This window comes from Streptomyces sp. NPDC091972, from assembly GCF_044756385.1.
Classification (GTDB): Bacteria; Actinomycetota; Actinomycetes; order Streptomycetales; family Streptomycetaceae; genus Streptomyces.
This window is the reverse complement of record NZ_JBIVSV010000003.1, coordinates 193,914-212,236: the sequence shown is the minus strand read 5'-3', so window position 1 is coordinate 212,236 and position 18,323 is coordinate 193,914. Positions and strand designations below refer to the sequence as shown.

Genomic DNA, 18,323 nt, shown 5'->3' with positions numbered 1-18,323 from the left:
CGTCAGCGGTCCTTGCGGAGGGCGTGGGCGAGGAGGTCGAGGAAGGAGCGGTTGATGAGGCTCGACTCGGCGGGCCTGAGCGGGCGGCGGGACAGCATCGCGGCCTGCCCGTAGAGGGCTTCGGCGCTGGTGCGGGCCAGTTCGGGCTCGTCGATGGTGACGGCGGTGCGCACCAGCGGGTTGAGCTGGTTGAGGATGAGCTGGGCCCGCGGGGCCTCCTGGCGCAGGGCGCCGAGGATGTCGCCCCACACACCGCCCTGCTGCTCGCGGGCGAGCTGGGAGCGGGTGCGTTCGTGCCGGGCCTCGCGGCTGTCGAGGAGGAGGGCGGGGGCGGAGGCGGGCTGGAAGGTGCGCAGCGCGACATCGCAGTCGAAGACGGCGAGGGCGTCGCGGGCCTGGGCGAGATAGGCCGCGGCGGCCAGTTCGGTCTCCCGGTCGACGGGGTCGAGGTGGGCGGTGAGGGTCGCCGGGTCGAGGTCGGCGACGGTGACCTCGGGCCGGACCTCGGGCAGCCGGTGGACCAGGGCGCGGTCGTAGGTGTAGCCGCCGTTGACGACGCCGAGTCCGGCGGCCGAGGCGATCGCCGCGACCTGGCGGAACTCCTCCACGCTCGACGTGACGAGCACGGTGCGGTGGGTGCGCGCGAACTCGTCGAGGGTGGCGTGCCCGTCGGTGGTCTCGAACGGCAGCCAGGGCAGCAGCATCCGCATGATCTCGTCGTCGTGCACGGCGAGCGACTTCACGGCCAGATGGTGCACCTGGAGGAAGCGGCCGAGGAGTTCGGGGTCGCTGGCGGCGGCCCTGGCGATCCAGGCGCGCAGGTGCTCGGCGAGGGCGTCGCGTACGGCGGCGAGGGTGTCGTCCTCGTACAGGGACTCGCGGGACGCGGTCGGGCGCAGGCTCTCGGCGTCGACGACACAGCGGACGAAGAACGCCCAGTCGGGCAGGATCTCCTCGGCCTGCTCGGACAGCAGCATGCCCTTGACGTGCACGCGGTGGCCGTGACGGCGGCCGGCCGGTACCGCCTCGGGCAGCACGCAGGCGATGCCCTTCAGGCCCACGGCCGGCAGGTCCAGCTCGATGGTGTCCAGCGGCTTGAACCCGAAGACCTCCTCGCCGTAGGCGGCCAGGGCGCGGGAACGGGCGCCGGGGGTGGGATGGGTCAGCGCCCAGGGCGCGGGCTCGGGGTTGACGGGGGCGCCCTTGCCGCCGGGTCCTGCCGTGCCGTCGTCGAAGGTCACCGGGTGGCGCAGCAGGGAGCCGAAGTGGCGGGCCAGCGCGTGCACCTGGGCCGGGCGGGTCCACTCGCCGGCGTCGGCGCGGGGCGTCAGGGTGACGGTGGTGCCGGGGCGGGGGCGGGTGGCGGCGGGCAGGGTGCGGACGGTGTAGCTGCCGTCGCCGCGTCCGCGCCACTCCACGGCGGGTGCGTCGGGGGTGCGGGCGGAGCGGCTCACGACGTGGATCTCGTCGGCGACCAGGAAGCAGGAGAGCAGTCCGATGCCGAACTGGCCGATGAAGTCGGCGCGTTGGTCGGCGATCTGCTCCGCGCGCTTGCTGCTGCGGCCGATCGTGGCGAGGAAGGTGTGCACGTCGGCCTCGGTGAGTCCGACGCCGTCGTCCTCGACGCGCACCACGGAGCCGTCGGCGTACAGGCGGATGCCGAACGCGTCGGCGGGGGCGCCCGGTTCGAGGCTGTGCCGGGCGGTCAGCGCGTCCACCGCGTTCTGGAGGAGCTCGCGGAGGTAGACGCGGGGGCTGGAGTAGAGGTGGTGGGAGAGGAGGTCGACGAGGCCGCGGAGGTCGACCTGGAAGGTGCGGTCGGTGGTCGCGTGCTCGGCGGCGTTGTGACGCAGGGGCATGGGGCAGTCCGGGGTGAAGGGAAGGGACGGCGGGGTGGGCGGTGGTCCGCGGGACCGGCCGTGGACGGCCGGGGCGGGGCGGCCGACGGCTCAGAAGGCCTTGCGGAAGCGCGCGTACGCTTTCTGCGGGTCCGCCATGAAGGTCCACGGCCACTCGGTGAACACGCCTTCCAGCTCGCGGAAGACATTGGAGGCGGTGCTGCTGCCCGCCAGCGAGAGGGCCATGGCGAACATGTTGTAGTCGCCCTGCCAGCCCAGCCGGCGCTCGTACGCGTGGTGCAGGATGCTGCGCTCGGCGGCCTCCCGCAACTCGGTCCTGATCCGCGGGTCCTGCAGACAGTCGCGCTCGTCGGACTCCACCCACTCCTCGATGTGTGCCATGGCGATGACACAGCCGAGGCGGTGCCCGTCGGGTGCGCCGGCGAAGGCCTTGCGGGCGAACTCCAGGGCCTGGCCCGGCTCTCCGCCCCAGCGGGGCTGGAGCTGCGACACCCATTCCAGGTGGAGGTCCAGGTTCAGCGGATCACGGCGCAGGCCGGCCGCGAGCCGGGCCTCCTTGACGCTGTCGTCGACGGACATGCCGCGTCCTGAGGTGAGCAGATGGCGCCACGGCGTGACCCAGTCGGGCCGCAGCTCGGCTGCCTCCAGCAGGTGCTCCTCGGCGATGCGCAGCCGCTCGTAGAAGGTCTGCCATTGCTCGCGGCTGACGTCCACGGCACGGGCGGACGTGCGCGCCTCCCAGCCCCAGGCGACATGGCGCGCACCCGAGATGAGCAGGGCGGTCGCCCGGAGCTCCTTGTCGTCCCTGTCCTCCTCGGCGGCCCGGACGATCCACTCCTCCACACCGTCGACGTACGCCAGTTGCCCCAGGACCGCCTGCTCGTGGCCGAGGTCGAAGGGAGCGAGGGCCGCTTTGACCGCCTTCCAGTCACCGGCGTCGGCCGCTTCCACCAGCGCGAGCACCCGCGTGTCCCCGAGGGCGCGCAGCCGGTACGTCCCGTTCTTCTGTCTGCGCGGCACGGGCAGGGCGTACGGATCCGCCTCCGGTCTCTCCCGGCCCCCACCGAACAGCTTGCCGAACATGCCGCGCCCTCCCCTGGTCCCGCGTGATCGTCCGGTGCAGCATAGAGGGCACCACCGACAGCGCTTCCACCGGGTTTTCACGAGGACTGCACGGTTCGGCCCCCGCCGGGCCGACGGGTTCAGCCGGGGCGTTCCACGCGTCGGTGGTGGTATCAGGGGACATCGGTCTTCCCGGCGCCGGTGGCCCGCTCCGGCAGGGTGCCGCGCCGGATCGTGACGGGATGCACGAGGTGCCGGTGGTCGCTGTCCATGTGCTGTTCCAGGGTGCCGCCGAGGACCACGTCCACGGCCTGGAGGCCGCGGCAGATCGCCGGCTGGGGCAGACCCGTCGACGTCACCCCGGTCTGACCCTCACCGGCCGGTGCGCTCGGCGTGCGCCTCGGCGAGGAGGAGGTAGGCGGCTGCCGTCCAGGTGTAGGCGCGGTCGCGCAGGCCGGTCCCGGTCAGCGCGTCGAAGTTCTCCGCGAAGCCGTGCCGTTCGCACAGGGCGCGGAAGCGGGCGCTGATCTCGTCCGCCAGCCGGAGGTGCCCGCCGCGGCGCAGACCGTCCTCGACGAGGACCGTGGCGGGGGCCCAGATCGGGCCGCGCCAGTAGCCGTCGGAGAGGTAGTGCGGCGAGGTGGGCAGCTCGGTGGCCAGACCGTACGGGGTCAGATGGGCCTCGATCCGGCCGGCCAGCACGGCGCCGACGTCGTCCGGCAGATGCTCGCCCAGCACGATCGGCATCAGGTCGAGGAGGCTGGACGTGCCCCAGGTGTCGCCGCTGTCCACGCCCCGGGCGACGAACCAGTCGCCCCTCCAGAGCTCGTCGAGCATCGCCCGCTGTGTCTCCCCGGCGGCACGCGTCCACCGCTCGGCGTCCTCCGGCCGCTCCAAGTGGGCTGCCAGAGCGGCGAGTTCGCGCAGTTGGAGGGTGAGGAAGGCGGCCAGGTCCGCGGTGACGACCACGCGCTCGGGGTCGAAGGTCGTGGCGTTGTCCCAGCCGCTGTCGTTGCCGTGCTGGTAGTGCGGCAGGGCGGCGCCGGGAGCGCGCCGGGCGGTGAGCCAGAACTCCGTCCAGCGTTCCAGCCTGTCGTACGTCGCGGCCAGGTCCGCCCGGTCCGGGGGGCTGGGCAGCCGTCGGCGCAGGTGGCCGAACGCCCAGCCGTGGACGGGCGGTTTGACGAAGTTGCGCAGCACCTCGGAGTGGGTGACCGAGTCGGGCAGCGCCCCGCTGCCGTCCTGGTGGTCGAAGGGCAACTGGAACTGGTCCCAGGCCAGTCCGGGGCGGCCGGGAGCCAGGGCGAGGGCGTTGAAGCAGTGGTCCCAGCTCCACACCTTGTCCATCCAGTGCTTGGACATCAGGACGCCGGGCCGGGTGACCAGACCGGCCGGGCGTACCGTCGCCGACCACAGGACGTACGCGGCGAGTTCGGCGGCCGGGGTGGTGGACGATCGCCACGGGGCCACGCTGTCGGCGAAGTCCGCGAAGGCGTTCCGCGCGGCCTCGACGACCTTCCCGAAGGCGGCCGTAGAGGCGTAGGGAGGGCGGGCGGTGTCGAGTTCCTCGACCGCGATCTCCCAACCGTCCTCCGCGTCCGCGGAGACGGTGACACCGCGGTCCGCGCTGCCCAGGGCCTGGCTGCCGAACACGTCGGCCGCCGTGCCCGACAGCAGGGTGACCCGGTACCGGCGCCCGGTCTCGTAGGACGTGAACACATGGGCGTCGGCTGCCGGTTCGCGGTAGAAGTAGGTGCCGCTGAACGGGGTCAGCGTCCGGGCCACCGCCGAGATCCGCAGAGGCATCCCCGCACCGCGCAGCCGTACGGTGTCCGGTGTCTCGTAGGCGCACTCCACGCGACCGGCCGGGCCGGTCCAGGTGAGCAGGCCCGGGGTGGCCTCGACCAGGGTCTCGGCCCGCTCGCCCGTCGCGGGGTCGAGGGGGACCAGGCGCAGCACGGCGTGCATGCCGTTCTGGTGCGAGACGAGGTGGAGGTCCTCGGAGCGGGTCCGCTCCGCGAGCACCGGGGAGATGCCGAACCAGGAGCCGTGCGTGCTGAACGGGATGTCGTGGACGGAGAAGGCCGGGCCGGGGCGGTCGGCGGTCATGTCGGGGCACTCGTTTCTCGAACAGGGACGGTCGGTGGTCGTCGGGCGGGGGACCGCGGAGGTCAGTCCTTGACCGCGCCGGCGGTGACGCCCGCGGCGACGTAGCGCTGGGCGAGGACGAGGAAGACCGCGGCCGGCAGGGAGGCGACGAAGGTGGTGGCCGTGATGACGTTCCACCGCTGGTTGTTGTTGCCGATGCAGGGGTGGATGCCGAGGGTGATCGGCTCGTGGGCGCCGCCGTTGACGAGCGTGCCGGCCAGGACGAAGTCGGACCAGGACCACAGGAACGCGAACAGCGACACGGCATGGCGGGCTCCTTCGGTGTGCGGCATGCGGGTGCCGTGGCGGTGGGTCGCGCGGTGGGGAGGGCACCGCGGACGACGCCGGTGGTTGTCCCGGCGTGCGGCGGTGTGACGAGTGCCCGGGGGAACCGGTCAGGTCTGCGGGACCCCGGCGGGCCCGGTGCTGGCCCGCAGTGAGATCGGTGGGGTGAGGAGGTGCTGCCGGGGCGGCGCGTCGGCGTGGTCCAGCCGCTCCACGAGCAGGTCGACGGCGAGCCGGCCCATCTGGGCGGCCGGTACGTCGGCCGCGGTGAGCTGCGGGGTCACCGTCTCCGCCCAGCGGTTGGCGACGACCCCGGTGACGGAGAAGTCGCGCGGCACATGGCGGCCCGCCTGGGCGAGCCCCCGGTACAGGCCGCCCAGCGCGGCCTCGTTGAGGGTGACCAGTGCCGTGGTGGCCGGGTCGTCGTGCAGGATCCGTTCCACGCAGGCCTGGCCCGCGGCGGCGTCGTCCCCGCAGCAGTACGTGCGGACCGTCAGCCCGCGTTCGGCCGCGGCCTTGGTGAAGCCGTCCAGGCCGCGGTGCGCCGACTCGTAGCCGGTCCGCAGGAGTTGTTCGGGCCGGTTGACGAAGGCGACCCGGCGGTGGCCGAGGTCGGCGAGATGGTGCACACAGGCCGCCGCCAGCGCGGTGTGGTCCAGGGCGACGTACCAGCCGTCCTGCGGGTGGGCGGTGCGGCCGATGGCGACGGAGGGGAACCCGAGCGCGGCCAGGTGGTCGGCCCGGTCGTCCTCCAGCCGGATCTCCATCAGGATCGCGCCGTCGACCCGGCGCTCCCCCAACAGCCGCTGGAAGGAGCGGTCGCTGTCGACGCCGCTGGGCGACAGCAGCACGTCGTAGTCGTGGGCCGCCGCGGCCTCCACCACGCTGCCGATGAAGTCGAGCTGCATGCCCGTGTAGTGGTTCCCGGCGGGCGGGAAGACCAGGCCGATGGTGCTGGTCCGGCCGTTGGCGAGGGCGCGGGCGCTGGCGCTGGGCCGGTATCCCAGTTCGTCGACGATCCGCTGGATCTTCCGGCGGGTGTCCTCCGACACGGGGCGCTTGCCGCTCAGCGCGTAGGACACGGTGCTGCGCGAGACACCGGCCCGTCGGGCGATCTCACCGATGTTCACGGCGACTCCTTGGGACGGACGACCGGCTGTCGAACCGGTTCGCGTGGAAGTGAACGTAGGAACTGCCCAGACGCCTGTCAATACTCCTGCCGGAGTCCCTGGCGGAGCCCCGGGTGGCGGCGAGGTCACCGTGTCGAAGGGATTGCTGGCCGGATGTCCCGGTGCTAGCTTCGCCGAACCGGTTCGGCGCGGTCGCCCGTGGTGACGTACCCGCGCATGCCGTCGCAGAGCCGCTCCACCCGCCTCTCCCCCGCACGCGTTCCCTGCCTCCGCACCCGCCTGGATCGAATCGGTTCGACGGCGATCGAGACGGGCCGACCCGAATCCGCAACGCGACGATTGAGGACATAGCCATGTCATCCGCTGACAGATCCACGCGCCGCCGGGCGCCCGCCGCCATGGCGCTGGCCCTCGGCGCGGGCCTGCTGGCCGCGCCCGCCGTGCCCGCGCACGCGGCGGAGACGCCCGGGCCCGCCGCCCGCTACACCTTCGACCAGGACGACCTCGAATCCGGAAGGATCACCGACAGTTCCGGCAACGGCCTGACGGCGAGTCTGGTCAACGGCGCGACGGCCCGGTCCGTGGCCGGCGCGGACGGCGGCAGTGCGCTGTCCCTGCCCGGCGGGGCGCCCACCTCCGACGGCGCCTACGTCCGGCTGCCCCGCGAGGTGCTCGGCGACGCGAGCGACCTGACCGTCTCCGCCCGGGTGAAGTGGAGCGGCGACACGTCGTCCTGGCAACGGATCTTCGATCTGGGCACGGACACCACCAGGTACCTCTTCAGCACGCCGTACAACGGCGGCGGGCTGTTCCAGACCTCCGTGACCACCGGCGGGGGCGGCGGCGAGGCCCAGGTCCGCGGGTACGCGCCGCTGCCCGCGGACGCGTGGCGCACGGTCACCGTCACCCTCGACTCCGCCGCCGGCCGGCTCACCACCTACCTCGACGGGGTGGCGGTGTCCTCGACGCCGACCGCCGTCAAGGCCAGGGACCTGCTGGGCAGTTCGGCGACGACGGCCGGCTTCATAGGCAAGTCCTTCTACCCGGACCCGCTGCTCAAGGGTGCCGTCGACGACTTCACGGTGTGGCACGCGGCGCTCAGCGCCGAACAGGTGGCCGGCCTGGTCGGAACCGTGCCGACCGTCCGGGACCTGTCGACGACGTCCTTCGACGTCCGTACGACCGACGGGACCGCCCCGGCCCTCCCGGCCGCCGTCCGCGCCGCCTTCTCCGACGGCTACGACCGCGACACACCTGTCGTCTGGGACGCCGTGCCGCCCGAGAAGTACGCCCGCCCCGGCACCTTCACGGTGGCCGGGACCGCGGCCGGACGGGCGGTGCGGGCGACCGTGACCGTGGTCCGCGAGGGCGAGCTCACCGTCGACCTCGGCTCGGACACCGGCGCCTTCCACGGCGGCGCCTCCGGCACCCTCTACGGCGTGTACGGACCGGACGTCCCCACCGGCAACCTCATCGAGGGCATGGGCCTGCGCACGGTCTCCACCAAGGCCCAGGACGGTCCGCAGCACCCCGGCGCCGACGCGCTGGACGTGGTGAAGCCGCTCGCCGACTCCACCGACGGCGACGTGTACGTCTACATGACCGACATCCACCGCGGCTTCCCCTACGAGTGGCCGGGCGACACCCCCGCGGAGAAGCTCAGGCTCTACGAGGAGAAGATCGCCAAGCAGGTCGACCAGGTCCTGAAGCTGCCGGAGCGGTACCAGGACAACGTGGTCTTCGTGCCGTTCAACGAGCCCGAGGGCAACATGTTCGGCACCGGTCAGTGGAGCTACGACAAGGTGAGCTGGCTCAGCGACCCCGACGACTACTTCGCCGCCTGGGACTCCGCCTACCGGCTCATCAAGGGCAGGATGCCGAACGCACGGATCGCCGGCCCCAACACCAGCGTCCTGTACGACCAGGTGAAGGGTTTCCTGACTCACACCCTGGCCGCCGGGACGCTCCCGGACGTCGTCACCTGGCACGAGCTGAGCCACCCTGAGGCGGTCCGCGCGAGCGTCGCCAAGTACCGGGTCTGGGAGAAGGAGTTGTTCCAGGGCACCGACCGCGAGGGCACCCGGCTCCCCGTCAACATCAACGAGTACGCCTTCAACTACCACACCTCCGTGCCCGGCCAGATGATCCAGTGGGTCTCCGCGATCGAGGAGTCCAAGGTGGACGCCGACATCGCCTACTGGAACATCGACGGCAACCTCTCCGACTCAGCGGTGCAGTCCAACCGCGGCAACGGCCAGTGGTGGCTGCTGAACTCGTACGCCTCGATGAGCGGGCACACGGTGACGGTGACCCCGCCGTTCCCCGGCCAGAACTACACGATGCAGGGCGTGGCCACGCTGGACGAGAAGAAGAAGCAGGCCCGGCTGATCTTCGGCGGCTCCACCGGCAAGGGCCACATCACCTTCGCGGGCGTCCCGAAGAAGCTCTTCGGCAGCCGTGTGCACGCCTGGGTGCGGGAGATCGAGTGGAGCGGACAGGTCGGCGACAGCTCCGGCCCCGAGCTGCTCGCCGAGACGAACCTGAAGGTCGCGGACGACGGGACGGTCACCGTCGACTTCGGTGACGGTGCGCTGCCGGAACTGAAGGAGTCCTCGGCGTACGAGATCGTCCTCACCCCGGCCGGGAAGGCGAGCGACGCCCAGTCCCCGTCCGTGCGTTGGCAGGGTTCCTACGAGGCTGAGGACGCCGCCCACACCAGGTCCGGCTACTCGAGGAACGGCCCGGAGGGCTCCACCTCCGACGTGTCGAAGTTCTACACCTCCGGCGGCTACGACGTGGGCGGACTGCGCACCGGCTCGGACGTCACGCTCGACTTCACCGTGGACGCGCCCGAGGACGGCACCTACGACCTGAGCGTCTTCGCCAACTCCCTCAACACCTTCGACAAGGTGAGGGAGCAGGGCCCCACGAACGTCTTCCTGCGAGTGGACGGCCGGGCCGACAGCGAACAGGAGTTGTACCTCCCGCTCGGCTACAAGTGGGTGGTGTGGGACCACACCGACACCGAGGTGCGGCTCACCAAGGGCAGGCACACCCTGACCCTCGCCGCCCGGAGCCTCGACGGCAAGCGTGTGACGAAGGGTGACGCCGTCGTCGACCGCCTCACCCTGTCCCTGCCGAGTCCCACGGCCGGCACCCGGGTGTACGAGGGCGAGCTGGCCTGGCCGGGCGGCGGGGCGCGGCCCGTCTACGACCTGCCGGGCTCGGGCGCGAGCGGGGTCCGGCTCGCCGAGGACCAGACGGCGTCGTTCTGGGTGTACTCCCCCGCCGACCGCGAAGCGACCCTCGCCGTCGACACCCTCGGCGGCACCGGCGCCCGGCTCTCCGTCAACGGACACGACGTCCTGCGGCCGGCGAAGAACCGGAGCAGCGTCGCCGTCTCCCTCTCCGGCGGCGTCAACAAGGTGACGGTGACGGGCGGTTCGTCCGTCACCGTCGTCGACCGCCTCACGGTCACGCCGAGCGAGGGCGTCCTGAGGACCCGGACGTACGAGGCCCGGGACGCCGTGCTCGCGGGCTCGGCCACGCTCACCCCGCTCTCCCTGGCCACCGACGGCACGGCGATCACGGGCATCGGCGGTGACCCGGGCAACGGCAACACGGCCACGTTCACCGTCACGGCCGACCGGGCCGGCCTGTACGCGCTGCGGATCCGCTACTCCAACCCGGAGCAGTCCGAGGCCACCCACTACAACCCGGACCCGCTGGCCCGCCACGCCGACATCACCGTGAACGGCGGGGAGCCGCACCGGGTCGGCTTCCCGCACAGCTTCCACGAGAACAACTTCTGGGAGCTGACCGTCCCGGTCACCCTGAAGAAGGGACGGAACACGATCGGCTTCCGCTCCGAGGAGCTGCCGAACTTCGACGGCACGACGTACGCCTCGGACACCTTCCCCGGGGTGCTGCTCCGCTCCCGGTACGCGCCGCTGATCGACCGGATCGCCGTGGCGCCCTACGCGCGGGAAGTGAAGTGAGGTGAGCGGTGCCGGCGGCGCCTCCCCGGGGCGCCGCCGGCACCTGTCCCCGAGGTCGCTCCGGTCAAGGGTTCGCGGGGTCGCACCCCGAGAAGTCGCTCACGCCGACACGCCCAGCCCGAGCAGTACGGCCGTGTCGGGGCGCGGCAGACCGACGGTCAGTTCTCCCCCGACCGGGTCCCACTCCGCCGTGGCGTCGGCCGTCGTGGGCTGGAGCACCTGCGGGCGCAGTTCGACGCCCCGCAGATGGGGAAGGGTGAGCGTACGGCTCGCCGGGGCGCCGGGCCGATCGCGCCGCCACACCGTGACGTACGTGGAGCCGTGCCCGCGCAGGCCGTGGGCGATCCAGGCGTCGTCCCAGCCCGGCAGGCCCAGCGGCCAGAAGGGGCGGGCGTCGGCGATCGCCGGCCGGATGTCCTTGTAGACGCGGATCGCCGAGCGGACGAGGTCGAACTGCTCGTCGTCCATGCGGTCGAGGAAGCCGGAGAGATGGACCCGGCCCAGCAGTGCGCCGGTGAGGGTGAAGGCGATCCGGTCGGCGGTGTGGCCGGGCTGCGGGTAGGCCCACACCGCGGCCTGTTCGGGGGTGACGGCGGTGGCGGCGGCCGCGGCGACAGGCGGGTAACGCAGGGGGTCCTGCTGGTCGCTGGTGGACTGGAGCTGGGCGACGGAGAGCTGGGCGTAGTCCATGCGCAGGCCGCCGGAGCCGCAGTTCTCCAGGACCAGGCCGGGGTACCGGTCCAGGAGGCCGGACAGCCAGTCGAGGTGGGCGCGGTGATGGCCGAGCAGTCCGGCGCCGGGGCTCTCCGGGCCGTGCTCCGTGCCGGGTCCGCTGTTGATGTTGTAGTCGAGCTTGAGGTACCCGACGCCCCACTCGCCGACCAGCCGGTCCACCACCGCGTCGAGGTGGGCCCGGGCGGCGGGGTGGCGCAGGTCCAGGTGGTGGCGTCCGTGCTCCGTCACGCGCAGGCCGCCGCGCCGGAAGAAGGCCTCGGGCGGCAGGCTGCGGGCCAACGGGCTGCGCACGCCGACGACTTCGGGCTCCAGCCACAGCCCCGGGACCATGCCGTGGTCCCGGATCGCGTCCAGCACCTCGTGGATGCCGCCGGGGAACCGCCCCCGGGCGGGCTCCCACGCCCCGACGGCGTCCCACCAGCCCTGGGCGTCGTCGTCGTACCATCCCGCGTCGATGACGAAGACCTCGGCGCCCGCCCTGGCCGCCGCCGCGACCAGCGGCAGGAGCTTGCCGGTGGTCGGGTCGCCCATGAGGGTGTTCATGTAGTCGTTGTAGATCACCGGCAGGGCGCGGTGGTCGGGGTGGTCGCGGCGGAACCGCCTGCGATGGTCGGTGAGTTCACCGAAGGCGGCGTCGAGGCCACCGGCCCCGCCGCGGACGAGGACCGCGGGTACGGTGACGAACTCCTCGCCGGGCGCGAGGGTGTGCCACCACTGGTGGTGGGCGTCGTCGGGGCCGAACAGGGCGGCGTAGGCGGCGCCTTCGCGTTCGCCGGTCTCGAAGCGCCAGCCCGCGCTGGACTCGATCTGCCACAGCCAGGTCCGCCCGGAGCGGTCGGTGAGCGCGCCGATCGGCAGGTGGCGGCCGGTGGACCAGCTTCCCTGCGAGTGGCGCTCGAAGCAGCCGCGTCCCTCGTGACCGTGCGCGAACCGGCTCAGCGGGGCGATGTGCTCCCTGAAGGGTGCCTGGCGCCAACGGCATTCGGCGAGCCAGTCGTTGTCCGCCCAGTGCAGCGTCAGTCCGTCGACGCCGCCGTCCGGGTCGGTGATGCCGCCGAGGGCCAGGGTGCTCACGCTCTCCAGCCGCAGCGGCGCCACCCCCTCGTTGACCAGACGCACCCGTGAGCGCAGGGCACCGGCGCCCGCCGCCGTCTCCAGGAGCACCTCGGCCGCCAGGCCCGTCTCCGGGTCCGCCAGCCGGATCGTCGTGCGCTCACGGTCTCCGTCCCGGACCGTCCCGTGGTCGCGGTAGGCCAGTCGGTCGCCGATCGCCGTCTCGATGAAGCGCTCCCCCGACCACAGGCGTCCGTGCCCGGTGGCGGTGACCTCGACCAGGGGCACCAGGGCGGCCCAGTCCTGGCCGGGCGTCCCCAGCCGGACCGATCCGGAGGCACCCAGGACGGCGTGCAGCCCGAGCCCCGGATGCGACCAGAGCGGTGATCCTCCGAGCGGGCCGGCGGCTGCGGTCAACGCGGTTCCCCTTCCGGGACGGCTGGTGTGCCGGACGGGCACGAGGTGACCGTTCATGATCCTCACACGCCCGTGACCGGTCGTACAAGCATCACCCGTTCCGCTGCCGCCGTACCGGGAGCCGGCTCTTGACCGGGGGTGGCCGCAGCCGGGACCATGTTGCGTATCAGTCGCACTGTTGCGTATTGCGCAGCCTTCGGGAGGACTCAGTGTCTCTTCGACCGCACTCCGACCGCGAGTTCGTCCTCACCCTGTCCTGCCCGGACCGCTCGGGCCTCGTGCACGCCGTCACCGGCTTCCTGGTCCGGCACTCGGGGAACATCCAGGAGAGCCAGCAGTTCGACGACCGGCTCCAGGACCGCTTCTTCATGCGCGTCCACTTCGACGTCTCGGACCCGGGCACCGGTCTGGAGGAGCTGCGGTCCGGCTTCGCACCGGTCGCCGAGGCGTACCGGATCACCTGGCAGCTGCGGAACGCGACCACCCCGACCCGCACCCTGATCATGGTGTCGAAGTACGGCCACTGCCTGAACGACCTGCTCTTCCGGCAGCGCACCGGCGCGCTCGGCATCGAGGTGCCGGCGATCGTCTCCAACCACCGGGACTTCGCCCCGCTCGCCGAGAGCTACGGCATCCCCTTCCACCACGTGCCGGTGACCCCGGAGACCAAGGCGGACGCGGAGGCGCGCCTGCTCGACCTGATCGACCGGCTGGACATCGACCTCGTGGTCCTCGCCCGCTACATGCAGATCCTGTCGAACGACCTGGCAAGCAGCTCGAGGGCCGGGCGATCAACATCCACCACTCGTTCCTGCCGAGCTTCAAGGGCGCCCGGCCCTATGTCCAGGCGCACGAGCGGGGCGTGAAGCTCGTCGGCGCCACCGCCCACTACGTCACCCCGGACCTCGACGAGGGGCCCATCATCGAGCAGGACGTGATCCGCGTGAACCATGCCCAGAGCGCCGGGAGTCTGGTCACCCTGGGCCGTGACGTCGAGGCGCAGGTCCTTGCCCGGGCCGTGGAGTGGCACAGTCAGAGCCGGGTGATGATCAACGGCCGTCGCACGGTGGTCTTCCGCTGACCGGCGCCTATCCGTTCGCATAGGGTTCCGCCATGAGCAGCTACGGCACCGAGTCCGGGGGCGTGTCCGGCGGCGGGGTGCAGTCCGTCGACCGGGCCGTCACCGTGCTGGAGATCCTCGCGCAGCGCGGCGAGGCAGGGGTCAGTGAGGTCGCCGAGGCGATCGACGTCCACAAGTCCACCGCGTTCCGTCTGCTCGGCGCGCTGGAGGCGCACGGGATGGTCGAGCAGGAGGGCGAGCGCGGCAAGTACCGCCTCGGCTTCGGCATCGTGCGGCTGGCCGGCGCGGTCACCGGGCGCATCGACGTCACCAGGCACGGCCGCGGGATCTGCGAGCGCCTCGCCGACAAGCTGGGCGAGACGATGAACATCGCGGTCCTGGAGTCCCACCATGTGATCAACCTCGACCAGGTGCGCGGCCGGTCCGCCATCACCGCGCAGAACTGGGTCGGCCGGCTGACGCCGATGCACTGCACGTCGAGCGGCAAGGTCCTGCTGGCCCATCTCCCGGACGGCCGCCGGGAGGAACTCGTCGCGGCGGCCGGACTGGAACGGATGACGGCACGCACGCTGACCTCCCGGCAGGAGCTGGAGACCGAGCTGGCCCGGGTCCGCGAGCAGGGTTGGGCGATGACGGTGGAGGAGTACGAGGAGGGCCTCAACGCCATGGCGGCGCCGGTGCGTTCCCGCGACGGCAAGGTCGTCGCCGCCCTCACCGCCTCGGGCCCCGCCTTCCGGCTCACCGAGGAGCGGATGCACGAACTGGCACCGGTGCTGGTGGAGGGCGCCGACGAACTCAGCCGCCGGCTGGGCCACTTGGGCTGACGCCGCTCGTCCACGGCGCGGCGGACACCGGCCGTCCCGGGCCGCTTGAGGGCCCGCGGAACGCCACAGGCCCCGGGGCCCGCTCGTCAGGCGTCCCGCCGACGCCGTCCGCCGCGCTGCCGCTCAGCCCCGCAGACGGGACATCGCCGGGTCGAACAGCGGCTCCTCGGCCACGACCGCCTCCACCCGCCGGTCGAAGTAACCGATGTGCAGCGCCCGCCCGGTCACCGCGAGCTCCGCCGGCAGCCAGGCGTACGCGATGCCCTTGCCGATCGTGTAACCGAAGGCGGCGCTGGTGACGTAGCCGACCGCACGCCGCCCGTCGTACACCGGCTCCTTGCCCATGACGACGGACCGCGGGTCCTCGATGGTCAGGCAGGTCAACTTCCGCCGTACGTCGGCCCCGCGGCGCTCCAGCGCCGCCTTCCCGACGAAGTCCTCCTTGTCCGCCTTCACCGCGAAGCCGACGCCTGCCTCGTAGGGGTCGTGCTCGTAGGTCATGTCGGTGCCGAAGGAGCGGTAACCCTTCTCCAGGCGGAGGCTGTTGAAGGCGCCCCGGCCGGCGGCGACGCCGCCCAGCGGCCGGGCCGCCCGCCACAGGGTGTCCCACAGCTTCAGGCCCAGGTCGGCCGTGGTGTACAGCTCCCAGCCGAGCTCACCGACGTACGACAGGCGCATGGCGGTCACCGGGACGGACCCGATGTGGGCGCGCCTGGCGCGGAAGTACTTCAGTCCCGTCGCCGAGAAGTCCTCGTCCGCGAGCGGCTGGAGGACGTCCCGGGCCAGCGGCCCCCACAGGCCGATGCAGCAGGTGCCGGGGGTGATGTCACGGACCTGGACGGTTCCGTCGGCGGGGAGGTGGCGGGTGAGCCAGTCCAGGTCGAGGTTGCCGTTGGCGCCGACCTGGAAGACGTCGGGGGCGAGCCGGGCGACGGTGATGTCGCTGCGGATGCCGCCGTCGTGGTCGAGCAGCAGGGTGTACGTCACCGAGCCGACGGACTTGGCGACCTTGCCGGTGCACAGCCGCTCCAGGAAGTCGGCCGCGCCCCGGCCGCTCACCTCCAGGCGCTTGAGGGCCGTCATGTCGTACATCGCGACGGTCTCGCGGGTGGTCTGGGCCTCGGCACCTACGATCGGGGACCAGTACCGGGCGGCCCAGTCGTTGGGGGTGACGATCGAACGGCCTTCCACCAGGCCCGCGTTGGCCTCGTACCAGTGCGGCCGCTCCCAGCCGTTCGCCTCCAGGAAGAAGGCGCCGAGCTCCTGCTGGCGGGCGTGGAAGGGGCTGGTGCGGATCGGGCGCGGGTCCCCGGACGGCTCCAGCGGATGGAGGATGTCGTAGACCTCGACGAAGTTGCGGCAGTCGCGGGCCAGCACGTACTCCGGGGAGAGCTGGTGCGGCTCGAAGCGGTTGACGTCGCACTCGTGGAGGTCGAAGGAGGAGCAGTGGCCGTCGACGAGCCATTCGGCGACGGCCCGGCCGACGCCGGCGGAGTGGGTGACCCAGACGGCCTCGGCGACCCAGAAGCCCTTGACGTCCGGGGACTCGCCGAGCAGGGGCAGGCCGTCGGTGGTGAAGGAGAACAGGCCGTTGATGCCCTCCTCGACCTTGGCGTCCTTCGTTGCGGGCAGCAGTGACTGCGTCTCGGTCCAGGCGTCCGCGAAGTCGTCCTCGGTGAACTTCAGGACGGACGGCATCTCCTCGGCCTCGTCGAAGGAGAGGATGTCGTCGGCCGTGATCGGCATGGGGCGGTGGCCGTAGTAGCCGATGCCGAGGGTGTCGTGGCGGTCGCGGTAGTAGAGGTCGGCGTCCTGGTGGCGCAGGATCGGGCGCACCGCCTCCTCGGTCTGCCCCGCGAGCGCCGGGACCGGGCCGGTCCAGGCGAGCTGGTGGGCGAGCGGGGTGAGCGGGAGGTTCATGCCGACCATGCGGGCGATCCTCGGGCCCCAGATGCCGGCGCAGCACACGACGATGTCGGCTTCCAGGTCGCCCCGGTCGGTGCGGACGCCCGTCACCTCGCCGTCGGCCCGCAGGACGTCGAGGACCTCGTGGCGGGCCAGGAAGGTCACTCCGCGTTCGGTGGCCCGGCGGGTCTGCGCCTCGACGGCGAGGACGGCCTTGGCGAGGCCGTCGGTGGGGATGTGCAGGCCGGCGAGGACTCGTTCGCGGTTGACCAGGGGGTGCTTCTCGACGCACTCGTCGGCGGTCAGGATCCGCGACTCGACGCCCCAGGCGGTGAGCCAGCCGTGCCGGCGGTGGAGTTCGGTGACGCGCTCCGGGGTGGTCGCCACCTCCAGACCGCCGACCTGGAGGAAGCAGGGCTGTCCGTCGACGTCGAGGGAGGAGAGCTTCTCGACGGTGTAGCGGGCCAGCTCGGTCATGGTCTTGGAGGGGTTGGCCTGGAAGACCAGGCCGGGGGCGTGCGACGACGACCCTCCGGTGGCCGGGAGCGGTCCCTGGTCGACCACGGTCACCCGGGTCCAGCCTCGCGCGGAGATCTCGTCGGCGAGGGCCGCTCCGACGACGCCCGCTCCGATGATGACCACTCGGGGTCCCGCCATCGCCGCACCTCCGGTAAGTTGCTTTTTACGCAACACGATTCAGGCTGCGCAACTCAATGTGCCCGCCGTGCCGGTGGGTGTCAAGAGGTCCCGTGACGTCGGGGAACGTCCCGCGACAACCCCGGAAAACGGCGGGGCCCGGTGGGCGGCACGCACGCACGCGCGCACCGCCCACCGGGCCTCTCGGGCGGGGTTACTTGATCCAGGCGTCGACCTTGCCGCGGTTGGCGTCGACCCACTTCTTCGCCGCCGCCTCCGGCGACATCTTGTCCACCGCGATGTACTTGGCCACGGTGTTCTGGTCGTCGTTGGTCCAGTTGAACTTCTTCACCAGGTCGTAGGCGGGGCTGCCGGACTTGGCGAACCTGGCGCTGACGATCTTGTCGAGGTCGTAGACGGGGTAGTCGCAGGCGACCTTGGCCGGGTCGGCGTCGCAGCCCGACTTGTACGCGGGCAGGTCGACCTTGACCAGCGGTACCTCGGAGAGGAACCACTGCGGCTCGTAGAAGTAGCCGATCACCCACTCCTTGTTCTTCTCGGCGTTGCGGTACGCCTGGATCAGCGCGGTCTCGCTGCCCGCGTACACCACCTTGAAGTCCAGCTTCAGGTTCTTCACCAGGGCCTCGTCGTTGGTGACGTACGACGGGTCGCCGTCCAGGAGCTGGCCCTTGCCGCCGGACTCCGAGGTCTTGAACTTCGCGGCGTACTTGTCGAGGTTCTTCCAGTCCGTGATGTCCGGGTGGGCCTTGGCCAGCCACGGCGGCACGTACCAGCCGATGATGCCCTTGTTGCCGGTGGAGCCGGCCTCCACGGCGGTCTTCTGCTGGGTGATGTACTTCTTCTTCAGGTCGTCGTGGCCCCAGTTCTCCAGGACGGCGTCGACCTCGCCGGTGCCGAAGCCCTGCCAGGCGATCTCCTCCTTGAGGTCCTTCTTGGTCACCTTGCACTTCAGGTCGTGCTCGGCGACGTACGCGACGACCGCCGCGTCCGCCTCGTAGCCCACCCAGGGGTTGACCGCGAGGTTGAAGGTGCCGCACTTGCCGGAGTCGCCCGAACCGCCGGCCTCCGAGGAGTCGCCGACCTTCGCGCCGCCGCAGGCCGTGAGGGTGAGGCCGAGGACGGCCAGGCCGGCCGCGCCGGCTCGCCAGTGTCTTGCCATCGTGTGGTGC

At 72.0% G+C, this 18,323-nt stretch carries 10 protein-coding genes and 2 pseudogenes; 3 read left to right on the top strand and 9 right to left on the bottom strand.

Translation table 11 applies throughout. From position 1 onward, the window contains the following. Positions 1-2: 2 nt before the first annotated feature. From ACIQJT_RS10100 to ACIQJT_RS10075, 6 genes and pseudogenes are all read right to left on the bottom strand, one after another. Positions 3-1,859, bottom strand: a complete 1,857-nt coding sequence (locus ACIQJT_RS10100) for an HSP90 family protein (RefSeq protein ID WP_402641722.1) — start codon at positions 1,857-1,859, stop codon at positions 3-5. A gap of 90 nt (positions 1,860-1,949) precedes the next feature. Next, positions 1,950-2,942, bottom strand: coding sequence for a hypothetical protein (locus ACIQJT_RS10095; RefSeq protein ID WP_402641720.1), 993 nt, complete (start codon positions 2,940-2,942; stop codon positions 1,950-1,952). 152 nt (positions 2,943-3,094) lie between these two features. Beyond that, the gene (locus ACIQJT_RS10090) at positions 3,095-3,280 is read right to left on the bottom strand and encodes a gamma-glutamyl-gamma-aminobutyrate hydrolase family protein (RefSeq protein ID WP_402641718.1); all 186 of its coding nucleotides are present in this window, start codon (positions 3,278-3,280) and stop codon (positions 3,095-3,097) included. A gap of 13 nt (positions 3,281-3,293) precedes the next feature. Next, on the bottom strand, positions 3,294-5,030 hold the full coding sequence (locus tag ACIQJT_RS10085; protein ID WP_402641715.1) for an amylo-alpha-1,6-glucosidase: 1,737 nt from the start codon (positions 5,028-5,030) through the stop codon (positions 3,294-3,296). 62 nt (positions 5,031-5,092) lie between these two features. After that, a pseudogene (locus ACIQJT_RS10080) lies at positions 5,093-5,338 on the bottom strand (carbohydrate ABC transporter permease); the annotation flags it as partial. 126 nt (positions 5,339-5,464) lie between these two features. Continuing rightward, a complete protein-coding gene (locus ACIQJT_RS10075) occupies positions 5,465-6,484 on the bottom strand; it encodes a LacI family DNA-binding transcriptional regulator (RefSeq protein WP_402641712.1) in 1,020 nt (339 codons plus the stop codon). 398 nt (positions 6,485-6,882) lie between these two features. Here ACIQJT_RS10075 and ACIQJT_RS10070 point away from each other — a divergent pair, with 398 nt between their 5' ends. Further along, a complete protein-coding gene (locus ACIQJT_RS10070) occupies positions 6,883-10,482 on the top strand; it encodes a LamG-like jellyroll fold domain-containing protein (protein WP_402642592.1) in 3,600 nt (1,199 codons plus the stop codon). A 99-nt stretch (positions 10,483-10,581) separates the two neighbouring features. Here the strand turns inward: ACIQJT_RS10070 and ACIQJT_RS10065 are convergent, their stop codons facing one another. Beyond that, positions 10,582-12,687, bottom strand: a complete 2,106-nt coding sequence (locus tag ACIQJT_RS10065) for an alpha-galactosidase (protein ID WP_402641709.1) — start codon at positions 12,685-12,687, stop codon at positions 10,582-10,584. A 209-nt stretch (positions 12,688-12,896) separates the two neighbouring features. Here ACIQJT_RS10065 and purU point away from each other — a divergent pair. After that, positions 12,897-13,768 (top strand): annotated as a pseudogene (gene purU / locus ACIQJT_RS10060) (formyltetrahydrofolate deformylase). Positions 13,769-13,800: 32 nt separating this feature from the next. Beyond that, positions 13,801-14,592 carry an IclR family transcriptional regulator gene (locus tag ACIQJT_RS10055; RefSeq protein WP_402641705.1) on the top strand — a complete coding sequence of 264 codons (792 nt, stop codon included), beginning with the start codon at positions 13,801-13,803 and terminating at the stop codon, positions 14,590-14,592. Between the two features lie 123 nt (positions 14,593-14,715). On the opposite strand, the gene ACIQJT_RS10050 is transcribed toward ACIQJT_RS10055, so the two are convergent. Then, positions 14,716-17,154: an FAD-dependent oxidoreductase gene (locus ACIQJT_RS10050; protein ID WP_402641702.1), complete on the bottom strand. Its 2,439-nt coding sequence runs from the start codon at positions 17,152-17,154 to the stop codon at positions 14,716-14,718. A 193-nt stretch (positions 17,155-17,347) separates the two neighbouring features. Further along, entirely contained in the window at positions 17,348-18,313 is a 966-nt protein-coding gene (locus tag ACIQJT_RS10045; RefSeq protein WP_402641699.1) for an ABC transporter substrate-binding protein, read from the bottom strand. Positions 18,314-18,323: the final 10 nt, after the last annotated feature.

Coding starts and splice junctions, on each gene's coding strand:
- ACIQJT_RS10055 (WP_402641705.1), top strand. CDS start 13,801: ATGAGCAGCTACGGCACCGAGTCCGGGGGCGTGTCCGGCGGCGGGGTG.
- ACIQJT_RS10045 (WP_402641699.1), bottom strand. CDS start 18,313: ATGGCAAGACACTGGCGAGCCGGCGCGGCCGGCCTGGCCGTCCTCGGC.
- ACIQJT_RS10070 (WP_402642592.1), top strand. CDS start 6,883: ATGGCGCTGGCCCTCGGCGCGGGCCTGCTGGCCGCGCCCGCCGTGCCC.
- ACIQJT_RS10050 (WP_402641702.1), bottom strand. CDS start 17,154: ATGGCGGGACCCCGAGTGGTCATCATCGGAGCGGGCGTCGTCGGAGCG.
- ACIQJT_RS10100 (WP_402641722.1), bottom strand. CDS start 1,859: ATGCCCCTGCGTCACAACGCCGCCGAGCACGCGACCACCGACCGCACC.
- ACIQJT_RS10095 (WP_402641720.1), bottom strand. CDS start 2,942: ATGTTCGGCAAGCTGTTCGGTGGGGGCCGGGAGAGACCGGAGGCGGAT.
- ACIQJT_RS10085 (WP_402641715.1), bottom strand. CDS start 5,030: ATGACCGCCGACCGCCCCGGCCCGGCCTTCTCCGTCCACGACATCCCG.